A 15,462-nucleotide genomic window follows, 5' to 3' on the forward strand; every position below is an offset into this window, starting at 1 on the left:
TGAGGAGAATTCATTGCATTCACTCGAACCGAAGGGCGCCAACAAGTGTGTCGAGCACCGTTTGCGCGGTGCCGGCGAGGCTTTCACGGGACCAGCCCGCACGCGCGCCGCTTTTGCTCCAGAGCACACGACCGCTGCTGGCTTCGAGCACGCGCAGGCTGATGCCCACTGCCGGCTCACCGTCCAGACCGTTCTTGTACTGCCACTCTTCAACGCTGCCGGCGACCACGTAATCGAGCTTCTGATCCCGTGCCCAATCTAGGGCTCCGGCCAGGCGTTCGTTGTCGTCCATCAGTGCTTGTTCGCCCTGAGTACTGACCGGGTAAACCCGTGGTTGCAGACCGTGGCTGCTGAGCACGCTGAGCAGGATCTGCTCGGCGCGTTCGCCGGCTTGCGGGGTTTGCGAGTAGTTGATCATCGGCACGGTGCCCCACTTCGCAGTACGCGAAAAATTAGGGCTGGTGTCGCCGGTGAAGCTGGCGCAACCGGCGACGAACAGGACTGCCAGAGCCAGGCTCAGATTACGAATTGCTTGCATCAGTTTTTCTCCCGTAAACATTTCATGATCAGCGTCCGAATCGCACGCCGTAGCTCACACCCAGTGTTCCGCCCGCCTGACCGTCCCCGCCTTGTGGCGCGGATTGGTAGCCGACGGTGAGGGCCAATTCGTCACCGCCCAGCACTTCGACGCCGATCCCGGTGTTGATGCCGTAGTTGAAGGTTTGATCCAGCCATTGCCAGCCCGCCGTCACGTCCACCAGCCAGGTGTATTGCGGGCGAGTGCGCACCAGGGCGCCCGGCACACCGCGACGCCATGAGCTGCCGACATACAGTTGGCCGTAACGGCTTTGCAGCAGATCGTTGGCCGTCACGACCGCAGGGTCGTCCGAGTCGTCAACGCTTTTCACCGGACCGCCGTTGGCGCTGGACAGGTAGTCCAGCGTGCGGTCCTTGACGTTGTTGTGCTGATAATCGACACCGCTGCGCACGGTCCAGTTAGGTCCGGCGAATTCCAGCGTGTGGTTGTATTCCATCTTCAACGCCTGGCCGTTGCCCAGGGAATCGCCCGCACGCGTCGAGAACGATTTCTGCGCCACTTCCCAGCTGATCTGATCCCGCGCCGAGAGCCCGTGACGACCGCCGGCCCACACACTGTCGTGCTGGCCGAAAGCGCGCATCAGGCCGCTGTCTTCGCTTTTGCGATGCCAGTCCAGACCGGTCTCGATCTGGTCACTGGCGCTCAACTGCCAGGTCCGGGACAGGCCCAGGCCATTCCGGTCGTCGTCCTTGCGCTGGCTGGTGTCGGCGAACAGTTTGTAGCCGCCGTCCTCCACCGAACGTTGCAGGGTCAGCGCAGCGTTGCGCTCATCGCCCATGCGCGATTCGATCAGCTGATCGCTGTTGTAGGTGCCATTTTCCAGCTCAAGATTGGCGTACCACTGAGCGCCAAGGTTGTGCGCGATTTGCAGGCGCGGAGCGTTGAATTCCAGGCCACCGAAATCCTGTTGATGCCAGGACAGCTGCGCGCCCTGCGGCGTCATTTCCTGCAACTCGACAGCCTGACGGCGCAACTGTTCGCGCACGGCGGCTGGCTGATCGTCACCCAGTGCGGACTGGCTGAGGTCGAGGGCTTCGTCGAAGCGGCCGAGACGACTCAAGGCCTGAGCGCGTTGCGCCGGGTTGAGGTCGCTACTGGCCAACAGCGTTTCGACTTGCGCCTTGTTACGGCTGCGCAAGGCTTGCTGGATTTCTTCGTAACGCTGGACTTTCAAGCCCTGGCTCCGCGCCCACTCCAGCCACTGGTCTTTCTGCGACTCCTGATTCGTCGCGTCGAGACGCGCCATCAACCGCTCGAACCACAATTGCAGCATCGCCGGCGAGCCGTCTTTCCACTTCGCCACTTCCTGCTGTGCCTTGGCCGGCGAATAACTGCTGGCCATCAAGCGCAACCAGATCGCATAACGCTGGGACGATGGCTGAATGTTTTCGCCTTCTGGGCTGCGTAGCAGCTTCAAGCGCAAGCGTTGCGCCGCGTCCTGATAACCAGCGCTTTCGAGGGCATCGGCGTAGGCCGCACGCACCAGCCAATCCTGCGGACTGGTCTTGAGGTACATCCGATACCAGGCCAACGCTTCGGCATCACGCCCGAGCATCTGGCTGGCACTGGCGAACGGCAGCCAGAGGATTCGGTCCTGACGCGCCTGGGGTTTCCATTCAGTCAGCAAGGGCTTGAGCGCGGCGGTGTTGCCTTGATCGACGTACAGCCACATCAGGCGCTCGCGGAACAGGTTGTCGTCCGGGAAACGCGACAGGCCCAACAGGTACAAACGCTGCGCCTCGTCGATATTGCCCTGCTGCACCGCCAAGGCACCGCGAATCGCCAGCACTTGTGCTTGCTCGTTGGCGTCCGGGTATTGCTCGGCGTCTTTGAGCAGCGCGACCACTTGCGGCCAGTCCTGCAATTCCTGGGCTTGCTGCAACGATTCAACCAGACGCTGCGGATCCCGGGTGCGCTTCCAGCTGCCGATCATCATGGTCAGGGCGCGCTTCGGGTCGCTGGTGCGGTACATCGTGATCAGCTGACTCTCGTCGCCGCTGTTGAGCGAACCTTTGAGCGCGAGCAGTCGTTCCAGGGAAACCTGTAGCTCGTCATCGAGCTCCAGATCCCAGGCCAGCGCAGCGCGCAAGCGCCAGTAACCCGCATCGGTGATCTTGCGGTTATCAACCTGCAATACGTCCCACGCCGCCTGATTATCAAACAGCTTCAGGTCGGTGTTAGCCCAGTCGATGCGCTCGGTCGTGGTCAGCGTGAAGCGTTTCGAGTAGCGCTGGTAGACCTCGGTTTTCTGCGCGAACTGCCCGGTGTTTTCGAGGTTTTGCACCAGACGTGTCCAGGCCAAACGATGCGCCGGGTACTTGCGCAAGTAAGCGTGCAACCAGGCTTCGGCTTGGGTCGGAGTGCCACGTGATTCGTGAGCGTAGATCAACGCATCGAGTTCAACGTCGGTCAGCGCACGCTGTTCCATGATCTCGGCGAGCAAGGGAATCGCATGGTCAAAGTCGTACTGCTGGCTCGCCAGACGCCAGGCGTGTTCACGGGTTTGCGGGTCTTCGCGCAGTTTCAGCAGGCGAATCCAGTAGCCGAGTGCAGCCTGACTGTCACCACGCCATTCGCCCAGATGCCCCATTTGTTCGAGCAACGCCAAGTCATCCGGGTGTTCAGCCACCAGCTGCTGACCACTGTCCCACGCACCGGCCAAATCGCCGAGGGCCAGGCGCATGCTGAATTCCTTGCGCAGGATTTGTGGGTTGTCCGGCTGCAACACGCGCCACTGATCCAGAAAGCGCTGGGCCAGATCAAAGCGCTTGCTGCCAACGGCAACGTCAACGCCCTGTTCCAGCCACGCCGAATCGGTTTGCGGATCCTTGAGTAAATCCAGTTCATCGGCCAGTACGCGCGCAGCCTGTTCACCGCGACCGGCGGCCAACAGACTGTTGAACGCCAGTTGCGCGTATTCGCGACGCTCGGACGCTTGTTGGCTGTCTTGTTTGAGCAGCAGATAAATGTCGGCGGCGCGGCCAGGTTGCTCGCCGGCCAGGTACCACTGCGCGGCGGACTTGAGCGAAGCGATGCGCTGTGCCGGGTCGCGATCGGCGATTTCTTCGTAGACGCTGGCAGCGAAGGCCGGCGCTTGTAGCGTCAACGCCAGCTTGGCCAGGTTGTGCAATTGCGGCAGCGGCAACAAACGGTGGTCGAAGCTTTGCAGGCGTTCGATCAAGGCTTTCTGCGCGATCGGATCATCGGCTTTCGCCGCCTCCAATGCGTCGAGTTCCAGCCGGTAATAGGCCTGCAACTCGACGACCGGTTTCGGCCAGTTCTCAAGGTGCTGACGCGCCTTCGGGTAGTCGCCGAGACGAATCAACAGATCGACCAGTTGCAAGCGCAGGTGATCGTCATCCGGGTGCGCGGCCAGCAGCAATTCGGCGTAATTGGCCGAGACCGCATCCGGCTCACGGCCGTCCGGCTGGAACACTTCTTCGCGCTGGAACGTCAGCCACAACAGGCCGCCCACGGCCACCGCCACCACCGCCAATGCCCAGGGATTGAGCAGGCGGCTGCTTTTAGTTGCCGAGGAGTTAGATGCAGTAGAGCTGACCATGACTCACCTGCTTCATTGGTAATTGAAAAGTCCACAGGCCGGCGGATGCCTTGCCTGCAAAAGTTTGCCCATCCACTTCCACCCGGCAACTGCTCGCCGAGCGCACGGAGAAGGTCAGGTCGACCTGTCCGGCAAACGAAAAACTCACGTGTTTTTCATCCACATATTTCCAGTCCAGCAACGGCAGGTTGGCCTCCTCCAGCGCCGGCCGTTCATCCCGATCGGGACGCAACACCAGCAACGCCTGGTCGCTGCTCAGCGCCACATACCGGCCTTGCGGCAAGTCGCGAACGCCGGCGACACCTTGCGAGCGCAGCAGATCCGGCCAGCCCATTTGCGGGTCGAGTCGAAGGGTGCGCAGCGCGTCCATGCCGCGAACCTGCCAGTCGCCCTCGGCGGTGCGCGCCAGACTGGCTTGATACAAACCGTGCACGCGATCGAGGTAGTCGCTCATCCACAGCGACATCGGTTGCTGGTCCTTCATGTAGCCGTAGATCTCGTTCATCGCCTTGATCGAGGCCTGCTTGGTGCTCGAATAGAAGTGGTAATACAGGTGCAGACCGCGCAAGCGCCGTGGGCTGTCGGTGAGTTCGAAGGTGTCGATCACATCGCGGAAGCCGTAATACGGCCCCTTCCACAGGTTGGTGTAGAGGTTCTCGTTGATGATTGGCGCGTAGTACTGCAAGCCGCCTTCGGTGGGGCGCAGTAATGGATTGAGGCCGGTCAGTGACGGATTGGCCTTGGTCAGCATGGTCTCGGCGCCGTTGACGTTTTTCAGACCCGCGTCGTAGGCCAGCTTCAGGGTCTCTGCCGAGGGCAAGGCATCGCCTGGCCAGAAGATCAGCTTCACCGGTTTTTCCGGGGTGGTGAGATGCTGGTTGATGTAGTCGCGCGAGCCAAAAATTTCGCGACGGAAATCTATTTTGTCGTAGCCCGGGATGGCCATTTTCAAGCCGTATTCCGGGTTGAAATTCTCACGTTTCTGCGCCAGTTCCGGCTGCATGAAAAACGGATGGCTAAAGGTATGGGTGGCGACTTCGACTTTCGGGTTGGCAAACAACTCACGGGCAATGGGTTCCAGTTCGCGGGCCAGGAACGGGAACATGCCGCGCGGTGAAATCTCGCCTTCGACAATCGATACCGAAGTCAGGAATGGATTGGGCCGAATGAAATCGTCGAGCACCTGCTTGCCGGCATACGGCGTGCCGCGCACTTCGGCGCGCGACGGGAAACCATCGCCGTCGATGTGCACGGTGGCGATGCGACGGCCGTTCTCGGTGGTGGTGTCGGGGCGTGGCTGAACCGGCAGGCGCAAACTGGCCTGGAGGAAAGCGAACGGGTCGAGAATCCAGCGGCTGCGCTCGTTGTTCGTTTCGAGAATGTACGGCGCAAGGGCGACGCCGCCCCACTCGGCCGTCGCCACCGGAGCGAATGTCTGGCCGTCGGCAGCGGTCAGCAGCAATGCGGCTTTGGGACCTTTGGGCAGCAGGGAGATCGCGGTCAGGTCACGGGATCGGGGCTGCACCGGCGCTTCGAAAGCGCCGATCAGCGCCTTGTCCTGATAGGTGATGGTCAAGGCCTGCGTGCCAATCGGCGCCGAACGATTCAGGCCCAGGCGCTTGAGCAGCAGCGGGTCTTGAATCGGCAGGCCGGAAAAGAACACCACCGGCACCTGTTCGTCCAGACGTTTGCCGATCCAGCTATTGAAAGCCGATGCGTCCTGCGGCGGGCCGCTGGTCATCCAGGTCACGATCCCGGCGTACAAACCGCTGAAACGGTGCTCCGGCAGCGAGCCGTCGACCGGCAGGTAATCGACCCGGTAGCCGAGGTATTCAAGCAAACCGCCGAGCAAGGTGTGCCCGGCGTTGCGCACCAGATCACCTTCGCGCGGGTCGTAAAGCAGCGCGATTCGGCGCGGCTGGATTTCGATGCTGCTGATGCCCATCGAGTCCAGCTCAGGCGTGCCGATGTAAGGAATGAAGCCCTCTTCGCGCAGACGCTTGGCCAGTTTGCGCGCTTCATCGCGACGCTCCGGCGGCAAGTAGTCGATGGCTACCAGCGGAATGCCTTTGGCACGCAACGGTTGGATCTGGGTTTCCAGCCATTCGCGGTCGGCTTCAGGCACCGGGCGATAACGCTTGGCGGAAGCGTCCCAACCGGCATGAATCGATTCGATCGCCACCGCGGCGGCCACGCCATCGAGGTCGGGCAACACTTCGAAGCCACGGTTGAAAAACAGCTTCAGGTTCGGCTGACGCTGATGCAATTCCCGCAGGAAACCGGCGAGGGCCAGACGCTGTTTTTCTCGCGCCGACTCCGGCAGCAACTGGAAGCTATCGAGGGTATCGAGGAACAACCCGGCGTAGCCGTCGGCCTGCAATGCCTTGGCTCGGCCGAACAAATGTTCACGCCAGGCGGGCGCCGCGAGGTCCATGACCTGGCTGTCCCACGCGCCATTACGCACCGGGCTGACCGCCCCGGTGAGGGAGGCTTTGTCGAGCTCCGCCTTGCCGCCATTGAACTCGCCCACCGACAGGTAGGCGAACGGCTGGCTGCCCAATTTACGCAGGGTTTTGACGTCGCCCGCGGTCATATGCCCTGGCTCGACCACCGACCAGTCGAACTGAGCCAACTCGGAAATGGGCGGTTGATCGGCATACCAGAAAACCACGCTGGCGGGTTGCGGTAATGCTGCGGCCTGGACGGTGGGCCCGCTCACGAACAACGCTAAAGCGGCGAGCAGCCGATTAGCGGCCGCGCGGACACGCGTCCTGCGAAAAACGATTTCCATAACTCACTCTTGAATGGACTGAACCGATACTGCTTGGATGTCGGACAGTAGAACCGGCCGGGTTACAGGCTGCGAATAAGCTGCGACAGCCCCTTGCCGATGGCGGTCGGTTCCGGGAGCTTGAAACGCTCCAGCAGGCGACTGTTGTTGGCGCGCGAATGGCGAATGTCGCCTTGACGTGGCGCGTGATGAATCACCTTCAACGGGCTGCCGGTGACGGTGCCCAATTCGGCGATCAGATCGTTGAGGCTGGTGGAACGACTCAAGCCAACGTTCACCGCGCCGGGGCTCGGCTCACTGACTTCCAGGGACTGCACCAGAATGCTCACCAGGTCCTGGACATAGACGAAGTCGCGGGTCTGCGAACCGTCACCGAAAATCGCCACCGACTGCTCGGCCAAGGCCAGCTTGGTAAAGATGCTGATCACGCCGGAGTACGGCGATGACGGATCCTGACGCGGGCCGAAGATGTTGAAGAACCGAAAGATCATCGGTTCCAGGCCATGTTCGCGGCGATAGAAATCGAGGTATTGCTCGCTGGCCAGTTTGTCGCTGGCGTACGGCGTGAGCGGGGATTTTGGCGTGTCTTCGTGAATCGCTGTGCCTTCGCCGTTGTTGCCGTAGATGGCCGCGCTGGAAGCGAATACCACGCGCTTGATCCCGGCCTTCACCATGCTTTCGCACACATTGAGGGTGCCGACGAAGTTGCTTTGATGGGTGCTGACCGGGTCATCCACCGACGCTTGCACCGAGGCCACCGCGGCCAGGTGAACGACAGCACCGCAATCGCGCATGGCTTGTGCCACTACGGCGCCGTCCGCGACATCACCGATGACGAGGTTCAGATTCGCATTGTCCATCGGCAGATTGCTGACCTTGCCGGTCGACAAATTATCCAGCACGCGAACCTTGTAGCCTTTGCCAAGCAACGCTTCTACGAGGTGCGAGCCGATAAACCCTGCACCGCCAGTCACCAGTATTCGCTCAACAAACATGAAATCTCTCCCTGAACATTAGAGCGGATACGAGTGGTTAAGTCCGCCGATTCAATGGCGCAAGGCCATCAAAACGCGGCTGATAATGGGAGATCGGATTGGCACTGTCAATACTTTGTCTGACTTATCGCTGAGCGGTAATTTGCCACTAAAAACGCCACTTATTTGACGGCATTTATTAGTTACAGGCTGTCATACAATTGCCACTGCAGGCCCTCAAACTACGTCTAGACCGGAACTCGCGGCCATGCATTAACCCCTCCTTTTCGTCGACGTCCAGCCGAGCTTTGCCCCGCCGCAATGGCTCATCGACAGGATCCGGAAAATCATCGTTGGAGACCAATACATGCTGCCTGGCAGTCATTGGGTCAGTATCACACCAAAGTAATTCGCTCCTATCTTTCGGGAGGATGAAATGAACGTCAGTATCGTAGCCATCTTGACGGCGATGTTTTCTATGTCTGTACAGGCCGCCACCGAAGTTGCGCCCCAGGCCGAACGAGTCGTTTTCGATAAAGGCACCAATGCCGTCGAGATCAAACAGTCCATCCAGGGCCCGCTCACCGCTCAATACCGAGTGAGTGCAAAGGCAGGTCAAATACTGACAGTCGACCTCAAGCCCTCCAATGCATCGGCTTACTTCAACATCACCGCCAAAGGCGCAGACTACGCGCTGTTCAACGGCTCGATCATGGGCAACCATTTCATGGGGCCGTTACCCACCGACGGCGAATACACGGTTCAGGTGTACCTCATGCGCAACGCCGCCCGGCGCAATGAAGTGGCGAACTACAGCCTTTCATTGAACCTCAGCCCCGCTGATACCTCGGACAGCACTCGTCCGTTTGACCAAACCCTGGAATTGCAGGGCATCCGGTTTCATGTAACGACGGAGGGGATCGATGACCACCGCGTGCTGCGCATTTCGCCTCAAGGGCTGGAGACTGATAATTCAGACATCACACGGCCATTGACGGGAAACGTCGTCCGGGCCGAGGTGGCGGACCTTGATCGGGATGGCTCGCCAGAGCTTTACGTCTTTGCCCGATCACCGGGACGCGGGTTGCCGGGTGAGCTCGTGGCGTATTCAGCGAATCGCAAAAAATCGCTCAGCGAGATTTATCTTCCGCCGGTGAGTGAGGACGTAAAAGCAGCCGAGGGCTATCAGGGCGAGGATGAGTTTGCGGTGGTGGAAAATGTGCTGGTGCGGCGCTTTCCGGTTTATGAGAGTGCGGACGCCGGGGCCGGGAGGACGGGGAAGATGCGCGAGGTTCGGTATCGGTTGATGGCTGGGGAGGCTGGGTGGGTTTTGCGGGGGGATGGGGTTACGGAGTATTGAGGAAACCAGCTCAGGCATAACACCAAAATCGTTACAGCCCTGAACAGTTACTTATTTTGTAAGAACGTAGTACTCGTCTGGAGCTTTGCAAGCAAATCGTTATTCTTTCGTCCAAACAGATTCGTCGTCGTTTTCTGTTCCCCCTGACATTTTGCTTAGCACAGGAATGAACAAATGACTCCTGCTGAACAGCTCATGCGAGACGAAGCTATCTATTTTGCGCGATCGAATAAGAAAGCCATAGCTAGGCGCCGGACCGACAAATTGTTGTACCCTCCGGAGCAAGATCCCGTGTCAGTATTTATGGCTGGCTCACCAGGAGCAGGGAAGACAGAGGCATCAATTGCCTTAGTGAATCTATTTGCTGATACAGCAATCCTTAGAATTGACCCTGATGAGCTACGTAGCGAATTTACTGACTATGCGGGAGGAAACGCCTGGGTTTTCCAAAGCGGAGTGTCGATTTTGGTCGAAAAAATTCTAGATTGTGCTTTCGATCAGAGACAGTCTTTTGTACTGGATGGAACACTTTCTAATATTGATGTGGCGAGAAGGAATGTGGAGCGATCCCTTGGAAGGGGTAGATTCGTGCAAATCCTTTACGTCTACCAAAATCCGCTCTTGGCATGGGAGTTCATCAAAGCCCGTGAAGAAGCCGAAGGCAGAAGAATTCGGCCAGAGCATTTCGTCGATCAATATTTCGCCGCACGTGACGTGGTAAATGCTCTTAAGCTAGAGTACGGCGGAAACGTTCACGTGGATTTGCTGCTCAAGCACATCGACAATTCGGGACGTCTCTACAAAGCTGGGGTCGATAAAATTGACTACCATATCCCTGAGCGACACACGCGAGCCGATTTAATGGCTCAGCTCGGGTTAGGATCAGGAGCACATTCATGATATCGATCAAGCTAGGTTTTACTAAGGGCACCAAGAGCCCCTTTGCCGACTTTATTCGTAACGCCAAGTCGGAGCAGAAAAAGCGTGTCTACAGTGAAGTGCTGACGGAGGCTACCAAGCAGCAAAACCTCGTGATGATGGAAGCTGAAGCCAAACGAGGTGGAGTATTGAGGAAACCAGCTCAGGCATAACACCAAAATCGTTACAGCCCTGAACAGTTACTTATTTTGTAAGAACGTAGTACTCGTCCTAGGAAACTTCCCGCAACTCGTATCGGCTTTCATGAACTGGCGGAAGCGGTTCTGCGTCGATAGCCTTCAGGTGTCGCTGCAAATCAGCGATCGGCTTTGACAGGCTGAAGAACCGCAAGCTTTCACTCCTCCGGATAAAACGGCATCCTTTCACGTGTGCAGTTCCGTTCTGGTGGCTGTGCGTGGGGCACTTTCGGGTGCACTGGATGCTTGCGTTTCCGGTCTGTCAACCCGCGTACAGCCGCCACCCAATCCTGTTTGACAGCAGGGGACTGGCAGCTCCCACCAACGCAAGGAGCTCCATCATGAAAAAGATCACCCCAAATCCGCCCGAATCTGCGGCACTTTCAGAAGCAGACGCACCCGATTTAAGCCAACTCTCCGAAACCACCGAACGCATCATCAGCGCCCGCCTGCGCAACCCGAACCACCCCGATCCCATCAGCCACGTTTTCACCCTCCTCCCCGACGTCGACACGCCAACCCTGCTCGCTCACGCCTGCGAAACCCTCGCCTCACTCAACGTCATGACCACCGACCTGGCCTGCGACCTCGAAGGCTCGCGCCGTAACGTGGCACTGGCGATTCAGCAGTTGGCGGTGCTGGGCGAACTGTTGGTAAACCGAGCGCTGGACAATCTCGACCCGCCCGATGGCGTGTCGGAAGTTTCGTCCGTCAGCCACCACTGAGTGGTCGCGCTCTTTTATCAAATGGAGGTTTTGTCATGGATCGATACATGCCTGTCACCGGCATCGACTGCACCATCGCGTCGCTGCTGATCGACACTGAAGCACCGCTGGACGTATTGCACGAAACTGCGGCTTACCGCATCCGCACGGCGACTCAATTGCTGGAGAGTTTTGCTGTGAGCGAAGGTGTTCACAGTGAATTGGCGCGAGTGTTGGTGACTTCGCTGCGCGATGGCTGCGATTTGATGGATGTGGTCGGCCGTCGATTGCAGGCTCAAGTTTCGGCATAAAAAAAATGGGCGATCTCCCTGAGATCGCCCATTTTTTATGACTACTGGACTTTACATCTTGAAACCAAACCCCTGAGCGCTATCAATTCCGGCCAACGCTTTCTCCGTCGTCACATACAACTCACGTATATGCCCGACCAAAAACGTCCAGAACGCCGGCTCATTAACGGTTTGCGCGACCAAGTCTGCTGGCAGGAACCGATTCATTTCCTTGCGGAATTCGAGCACCACTTTCGGATCTGCATCGAGCTGCTCTGAACGCTCCTTGAACAATTTCAAGAATTCATCCTCCCCGCAGCGATGATCGCTGAGTTTCTTCCCAATCAAATCCAGCTGCGGCGTTACACCTTGCTGACGTAGCCAGACCATGTCCCAGAGATCCCGGTTCTTGATTCGGTTAGGGCGCAGAGCAAAAGCCACAATTTTGTCGGCATAGATTTCTTCGCGCGTTTCTGCCTGCAAAATAAGGCCACTCGTGCCCATGTCGACGCCATACGGATTCAGCAGCAACATGGGTTGTGGCTGATAACTCGGAATGGAGCACACATCGATGTTGATGCGTTGCGCCGGAAGGTCTTTGCGCCCGGGTCGGGTCTGAACCTTCAGCTTCCAGGTATCAACATTCCCCTCCTCACGAACGGGCTCACCGACTTCAACTTCAAGGCCATATTTGGTTTTCAGCGTTGAGACAAGAACGTGAGCAAGCTCAGTCAGACTCTCCCGATTGAAGTCAGCGCCACCAGTGAAATCCAGATCCTCGCTCAAGCGGTTTGAGCCGTAGCAGGCACGCAAGCAGGTTCCACCGATGAAGGTGAGTTTGGCGAGCATGCCGGCAGAGCTCAGTGCAAGCATGATGTCGTGGTGCAGCAATTCCTTTTCCACCACGACCCGCAATGGCGCCAGATCCTGTTTGTTTTTAAGTGCTTCATCTACCAGTTCATCAAACAAACTCATTGGCGACGCTCCAATCGATCAAATCCATATTTCGTTTCGCGGCCTTCATGTCCCGCAATGCTTGTTGCGGTGTTGCCCGCCATAGGCGGCAACGCGCGTCATAGTGAACCAGGCCAACCAGGTCCTGAGGTTTCTGGCGAGTGTGCACGAACTCGATGGTGCCCCAGCGCCCGCATGAAATGGTGCTGCTGCGACCGGAAGACATCAGCGTGATCCAGTTGATGGGGATCTGAGAAATAACGCCGCTATCGCTCAATGCCGTTTCAAGGCTGATGTAGTTGAACTCCTTGGCTCGTAGCCTTGCAGCGGCATGAAACAGCACCAATCCGCTGGACGGTTTGGCAGCTTCAAACAGGTAAAGCCCTCTGCACACCCGAGCCAGATGACCTTCCGAAGCTGCGCGGCTCAACAAGGTTTTGTAAGCACCTTCGGAAATATCGGGCACCAATGATCTGAGATCGTCCGGAGTGAACAGATAGCGTTCTTCGCTGGCCAAACTGGTCAGTTTTTGAAGAAGCCGTCCCATTGGCTGGGTGGATTTTGAGTGTGGATGCATAGCCAAAGACTCTACAGAAGGTTTCACTTTATGTAACTTACTGTTGAGTCCGATGGAATGGCAAATCATTTCTGCCTCCATGAGTCAAGCACACTGAAAGCATGGGATGGATGCTCGCAGCCCTTCTACACTCAATGAATGGCACTGACAACATGAGGTGCTCGCTCCCGATGCTGCGGGTAACGTTCAAGCACCACTTCGAGTGCAGTAAGCAAGTTCTGAATACGCTCCTTTGGCCGTTCGATCTCACACGTATGTGCAAACTCCAGCAACCCTTGCCGGGAGGCGAACAAAGACTTGTTACCCGCCAGATCCAGCGCCAATACATCCTCGGGGATATAGGCCGTGGTGTTGACGATGTCGTAAGCCGGTGCCAGGCACGCATCGCGTTGCGTAGGTTCCGAGTAGAGCAAGCCAAAATTCTTCAAGTGAGCATCACCGTTTCCGACGATGCAGCTCAATGCGACGCTATCGAACAGTTGATCAAGGGAAGTTCGCTGATGTTTAGCGGGGCAGAACAGCCGTACCGCCTTGGCGATTGCCGCGTAACTTTTGCTGTATTTCTGATCGGCCGAAAGCCCCATCAACGCAGCCATGTCTTCGAAACCGATCGGGTTTTGCTGATCGTCTCGGTCAAAGCGCCGCATGACAAACAGCTGTGCATTATCGGACAGGAAAAACTCCGGAACGGGAATACCTGCTTCCTTGGCAATGGACATGCAAAGGAACTCGTTGATCGCCAGGCCTGGAAACTCCTCTCGACCACTTTTGATGATCAAGTCCGAGGTTTTCGAGGTGACTCGCGGCAAGGCCGTTTCCTGCTGTTCAGGCACTAACACTTTAGGTTGAACACCCGAAATGCCCGCCCGCAGGATGTAACGATCGAGCAGGTCAGCGAAGATATCTTCGGCACCGTCCCACGTCAGAATCTCATCGAGCCTTTCCCCGGGAAACTGCTGTCCGGCAAGCAAAGAATCGACCGTTTCGGAATGCACCTGAACCCGACCGATTGGCGAACTGCTACCAGACAGTGCCAACAACAGCATCGGATCGACGTTGACGGTTTTAGCCAGGCGATTACGTAGTTGTTCCAGGACATAACCTTCCGGCAGGTTCATCTGGAAAATCGGGTGCAGGTCTCGGCGGCGAAACTCGTCGGGGCGTACAGGCATCGACAAACTGATTGCCATGGGGGGCAATGCATCTTCGTCATAGCGAAACAGGAAATCCTCAGCACTGGTGAGGATGCTGCCGCTGCTCCCCTCTGGCGTGCTGACTTTAAGAGAAGTCATTTTCATTCGAACAGCCCCCCAAGCTCTTCAAGCGTCGGCATAGCTGCCGGAATGACCGCTAATTCGCAATCCAGCGCTGCCAGCATCCGCGCATAGGCGATCATTCCTACAGAAAGGGTCCCCTTCTCTACGGCAATGATTTTGTATCGTGTCAGTCCTGCGAGCTCGGCAAGCTGAGCTTGCGTCAGGCCACGATTCATACGCTTTTCGCGTATTTGGTTGCCGAGACGGGAAATTAGCAGAGCGTAATCCATGTGTCGTTACCGCAACATTGAAAGACAAATGTATTGTATACGGCACATTAAAGCCAACTCAACTTCTAGTCTCACGAATCCGCCCCCTCACCCGCCTCACCCCAATCCCCACCAATATCCCCACCACAATCGCCCCCAACGGCACCGCGCCCACCCAAGTCATCGTCGGAAACACCAGCAAAATCTGCGAATCATTTCCACCCAGCATCATCGACGCACCAATCCCCATCAGCACCCCCGCCAGTAAATGCTTCCCCGCGGCCCGCCATTCAAACCGCTGATAGCTGAACGTCCGTCGATGCAACGTGTAGCTGAGCATCCCCACCATGAGCATGACGAACACCGCGACGCGCTGGCTGGTCAGTGAGCCGTCGCCCGAGGCCCAGAACATTTGCGAGAGGTCGTAAAAGAACACGCTCGGGGTCCACAGCGGTTCGAAGGTGTAGAGGGCGCTGGTCAAAGCGCCCAGGAGCATGCTGGACAGCACCAGGTGTTTGTCGCCGTGAACGCGGATAAGGAAGAGTAATGCCATCAGCACGATGCCGATGGTCAGCCAGTATTGGTGGCTGGAGATCGTCGGCATTTGCAGGGTTTTGTGTTCGGTCAGCATGTTCAGGTGATACCAGAGGACGATCCCCACCACCCAGCCAACAATCGTGAAGGCTTTGCTGAGGTTGCCGCTGGCGAGTTTGGTGAGGGTGCCTACGCTGCAACCGTCGTTGAGCACCGAGGCGATGCCGAACAGCAACCCGCCCCCGACCAGCGACACGTAGCCGACGTCAGGAACGAACAACGGCTGACTGATGCCAAACAGCCGGTAAAACGGTGCCAGTAACAGGCCGAACAGACCGCAAGAGATGAGCGACACAAACAGTGTCGGCCGGCGTCTGAGCAACAACCCGGTGGCATTGACCAGGCACATGCCCATGCGCTGGGATACCCAACCGATAAGGAAGGCCAACAGCAGTGAAATCAGCAGGGAAAGCACAGG

At 57.7% G+C, this 15,462-nt stretch carries 14 protein-coding genes; 5 read left to right on the forward strand and 9 right to left on the reverse strand.

Going from position 1 to position 15,462, the window contains the following annotated elements; translation table 11 throughout:
• Window positions 1-19: 19 nt before the first annotated feature.
• The 4 genes from B7L09_RS13465 to B7L09_RS13480 all read right to left on the reverse strand — a co-directional run bounded on the left by B7L09_RS13465 (window position 20) and on the right by B7L09_RS13480 (window position 7,946).
• A complete protein-coding gene (locus B7L09_RS13465; RefSeq protein WP_094469213.1) occupies window positions 20-538 on the reverse strand; it encodes a penicillin-binding protein activator LpoB in 519 nt (172 codons plus the stop codon).
• A 28-nt stretch (window positions 539-566) separates the two neighbouring features.
• A complete protein-coding gene (locus B7L09_RS13470) occupies window positions 567-4,160 on the reverse strand; it encodes a tetratricopeptide repeat protein (RefSeq protein WP_094469214.1) in 3,594 nt (1,197 codons plus the stop codon).
• The gene (locus B7L09_RS13475; RefSeq protein ID WP_094469215.1) at window positions 4,138-6,951 is read right to left on the reverse strand and encodes a bifunctional glycoside hydrolase/polysaccharide deacetylase family protein; all 2,814 of its coding nucleotides are present in this window, start codon (window positions 6,949-6,951) and stop codon (window positions 4,138-4,140) included. The genes B7L09_RS13470 and B7L09_RS13475 overlap by 23 nt, the downstream gene beginning before the upstream one ends.
• 62 nt (window positions 6,952-7,013) lie before the next feature.
• Entirely contained in the window at window positions 7,014-7,946 is a 933-nt protein-coding gene (locus tag B7L09_RS13480; protein ID WP_010463668.1) for an NAD-dependent epimerase/dehydratase family protein, read from the reverse strand.
• Window positions 7,947-8,361: 415 nt separating this feature from the next.
• Here B7L09_RS13480 and B7L09_RS13485 point away from each other — a divergent pair, with 415 nt between their 5' ends.
• The 5 genes from B7L09_RS13485 (at window position 8,362) to B7L09_RS13505 (ending at window position 11,415) form a co-directional block, all read left to right on the forward strand.
• Window positions 8,362-9,285, forward strand: a complete 924-nt coding sequence (locus B7L09_RS13485) for a hypothetical protein (RefSeq protein WP_094469216.1) — start codon at window positions 8,362-8,364, stop codon at window positions 9,283-9,285.
• A gap of 174 nt (window positions 9,286-9,459) precedes the next feature.
• The gene (locus tag B7L09_RS13490) at window positions 9,460-10,185 is read left to right on the forward strand and encodes a zeta toxin family protein (RefSeq protein WP_010463672.1); all 726 of its coding nucleotides are present in this window, start codon (window positions 9,460-9,462) and stop codon (window positions 10,183-10,185) included.
• Complete coding sequence (locus B7L09_RS13495; RefSeq protein WP_094469217.1) at window positions 10,182-10,376, forward strand: hypothetical protein; 195 nt, start codon at window positions 10,182-10,184, stop codon at window positions 10,374-10,376. Before B7L09_RS13490 ends, B7L09_RS13495 begins: the two co-directional genes overlap by 4 nt.
• A gap of 365 nt (window positions 10,377-10,741) precedes the next feature.
• The gene (locus B7L09_RS13500; protein ID WP_094469218.1) at window positions 10,742-11,125 is read left to right on the forward strand and encodes a DUF6124 family protein; all 384 of its coding nucleotides are present in this window, start codon (window positions 10,742-10,744) and stop codon (window positions 11,123-11,125) included.
• A 35-nt stretch (window positions 11,126-11,160) separates the two neighbouring features.
• Window positions 11,161-11,415 carry a hypothetical protein gene (locus B7L09_RS13505; RefSeq protein ID WP_090175784.1) on the forward strand — a complete coding sequence of 85 codons (255 nt, stop codon included), beginning with the start codon at window positions 11,161-11,163 and terminating at the stop codon, window positions 11,413-11,415.
• 51 nt (window positions 11,416-11,466) lie between these two features.
• Here B7L09_RS13505 and B7L09_RS13510 read toward each other — a convergent pair whose 3' ends face one another.
• From B7L09_RS13510 to B7L09_RS13530, 5 genes are all read right to left on the reverse strand, one after another.
• Window positions 11,467-12,369, reverse strand: coding sequence for a nucleotidyl transferase AbiEii/AbiGii toxin family protein (locus B7L09_RS13510; RefSeq protein WP_094469219.1), 903 nt, complete (start codon window positions 12,367-12,369; stop codon window positions 11,467-11,469).
• The gene (abiEi, locus tag B7L09_RS13515) at window positions 12,356-12,994 is read right to left on the reverse strand and encodes a type IV toxin-antitoxin system AbiEi family antitoxin (protein ID WP_255141981.1); all 639 of its coding nucleotides are present in this window, start codon (window positions 12,992-12,994) and stop codon (window positions 12,356-12,358) included. The genes B7L09_RS13510 and abiEi overlap by 14 nt, the downstream gene beginning before the upstream one ends.
• A 62-nt stretch (window positions 12,995-13,056) precedes the next feature.
• Window positions 13,057-14,223 (reverse strand): type II toxin-antitoxin system HipA family toxin, encoded by a 1,167-nt coding sequence (locus tag B7L09_RS13520; RefSeq protein ID WP_094469221.1) that lies wholly within the window; start codon window positions 14,221-14,223, stop codon window positions 13,057-13,059.
• Window positions 14,220-14,471 (reverse strand): helix-turn-helix domain-containing protein, encoded by a 252-nt coding sequence (locus tag B7L09_RS13525; RefSeq protein WP_010463684.1) that lies wholly within the window; start codon window positions 14,469-14,471, stop codon window positions 14,220-14,222. Before B7L09_RS13525 ends, B7L09_RS13520 begins: the two co-directional genes overlap by 4 nt.
• A gap of 58 nt (window positions 14,472-14,529) precedes the next feature.
• Window positions 14,530-15,459, reverse strand: coding sequence for a YeeE/YedE thiosulfate transporter family protein (locus B7L09_RS13530; protein WP_010463686.1), 930 nt, complete (start codon window positions 15,457-15,459; stop codon window positions 14,530-14,532).
• Between the last annotated feature and the right edge of the window lie 3 nt (window positions 15,460-15,462).

This window comes from Pseudomonas mandelii (assembly GCF_002251635.1).
In the GTDB taxonomy this organism is placed as follows: Bacteria; Pseudomonadota; Gammaproteobacteria; order Pseudomonadales; family Pseudomonadaceae; genus Aquipseudomonas; species Aquipseudomonas mandelii_B.

Excerpts from the sequence above, each read along its gene's own strand:
- B7L09_RS13465 (WP_094469213.1), bottom strand. The coding sequence starts at position 538 with ATGCAAGCAATTCGTAATCTGAGCCTGGCTCTGGCAGTCCTGTTCGTC.
- B7L09_RS13470 (WP_094469214.1), bottom strand. The coding sequence starts at position 4,160 with ATGGTCAGCTCTACTGCATCTAACTCCTCGGCAACTAAAAGCAGCCGC.
- B7L09_RS13475 (WP_094469215.1), bottom strand. The coding sequence starts at position 6,951 with ATGGAAATCGTTTTTCGCAGGACGCGTGTCCGCGCGGCCGCTAATCGG.
- B7L09_RS13480 (WP_010463668.1), bottom strand. The coding sequence starts at position 7,946 with ATGTTTGTTGAGCGAATACTGGTGACTGGCGGTGCAGGGTTTATCGGC.
- B7L09_RS13485 (WP_094469216.1), top strand. The coding sequence starts at position 8,362 with ATGAACGTCAGTATCGTAGCCATCTTGACGGCGATGTTTTCTATGTCT.
- B7L09_RS13490 (WP_010463672.1), top strand. The coding sequence starts at position 9,460 with ATGACTCCTGCTGAACAGCTCATGCGAGACGAAGCTATCTATTTTGCG.
- B7L09_RS13495 (WP_094469217.1), top strand. The coding sequence starts at position 10,182 with ATGATATCGATCAAGCTAGGTTTTACTAAGGGCACCAAGAGCCCCTTT.
- B7L09_RS13500 (WP_094469218.1), top strand. The coding sequence starts at position 10,742 with ATGAAAAAGATCACCCCAAATCCGCCCGAATCTGCGGCACTTTCAGAA.
- B7L09_RS13505 (WP_090175784.1), top strand. The coding sequence starts at position 11,161 with ATGGATCGATACATGCCTGTCACCGGCATCGACTGCACCATCGCGTCG.
- B7L09_RS13510 (WP_094469219.1), bottom strand. The coding sequence starts at position 12,369 with ATGAGTTTGTTTGATGAACTGGTAGATGAAGCACTTAAAAACAAACAG.
- abiEi (WP_255141981.1), bottom strand. The coding sequence starts at position 12,994 with ATGATTTGCCATTCCATCGGACTCAACAGTAAGTTACATAAAGTGAAA.
- B7L09_RS13520 (WP_094469221.1), bottom strand. The coding sequence starts at position 14,223 with ATGAAAATGACTTCTCTTAAAGTCAGCACGCCAGAGGGGAGCAGCGGC.
- B7L09_RS13525 (WP_010463684.1), bottom strand. The coding sequence starts at position 14,471 with ATGGATTACGCTCTGCTAATTTCCCGTCTCGGCAACCAAATACGCGAA.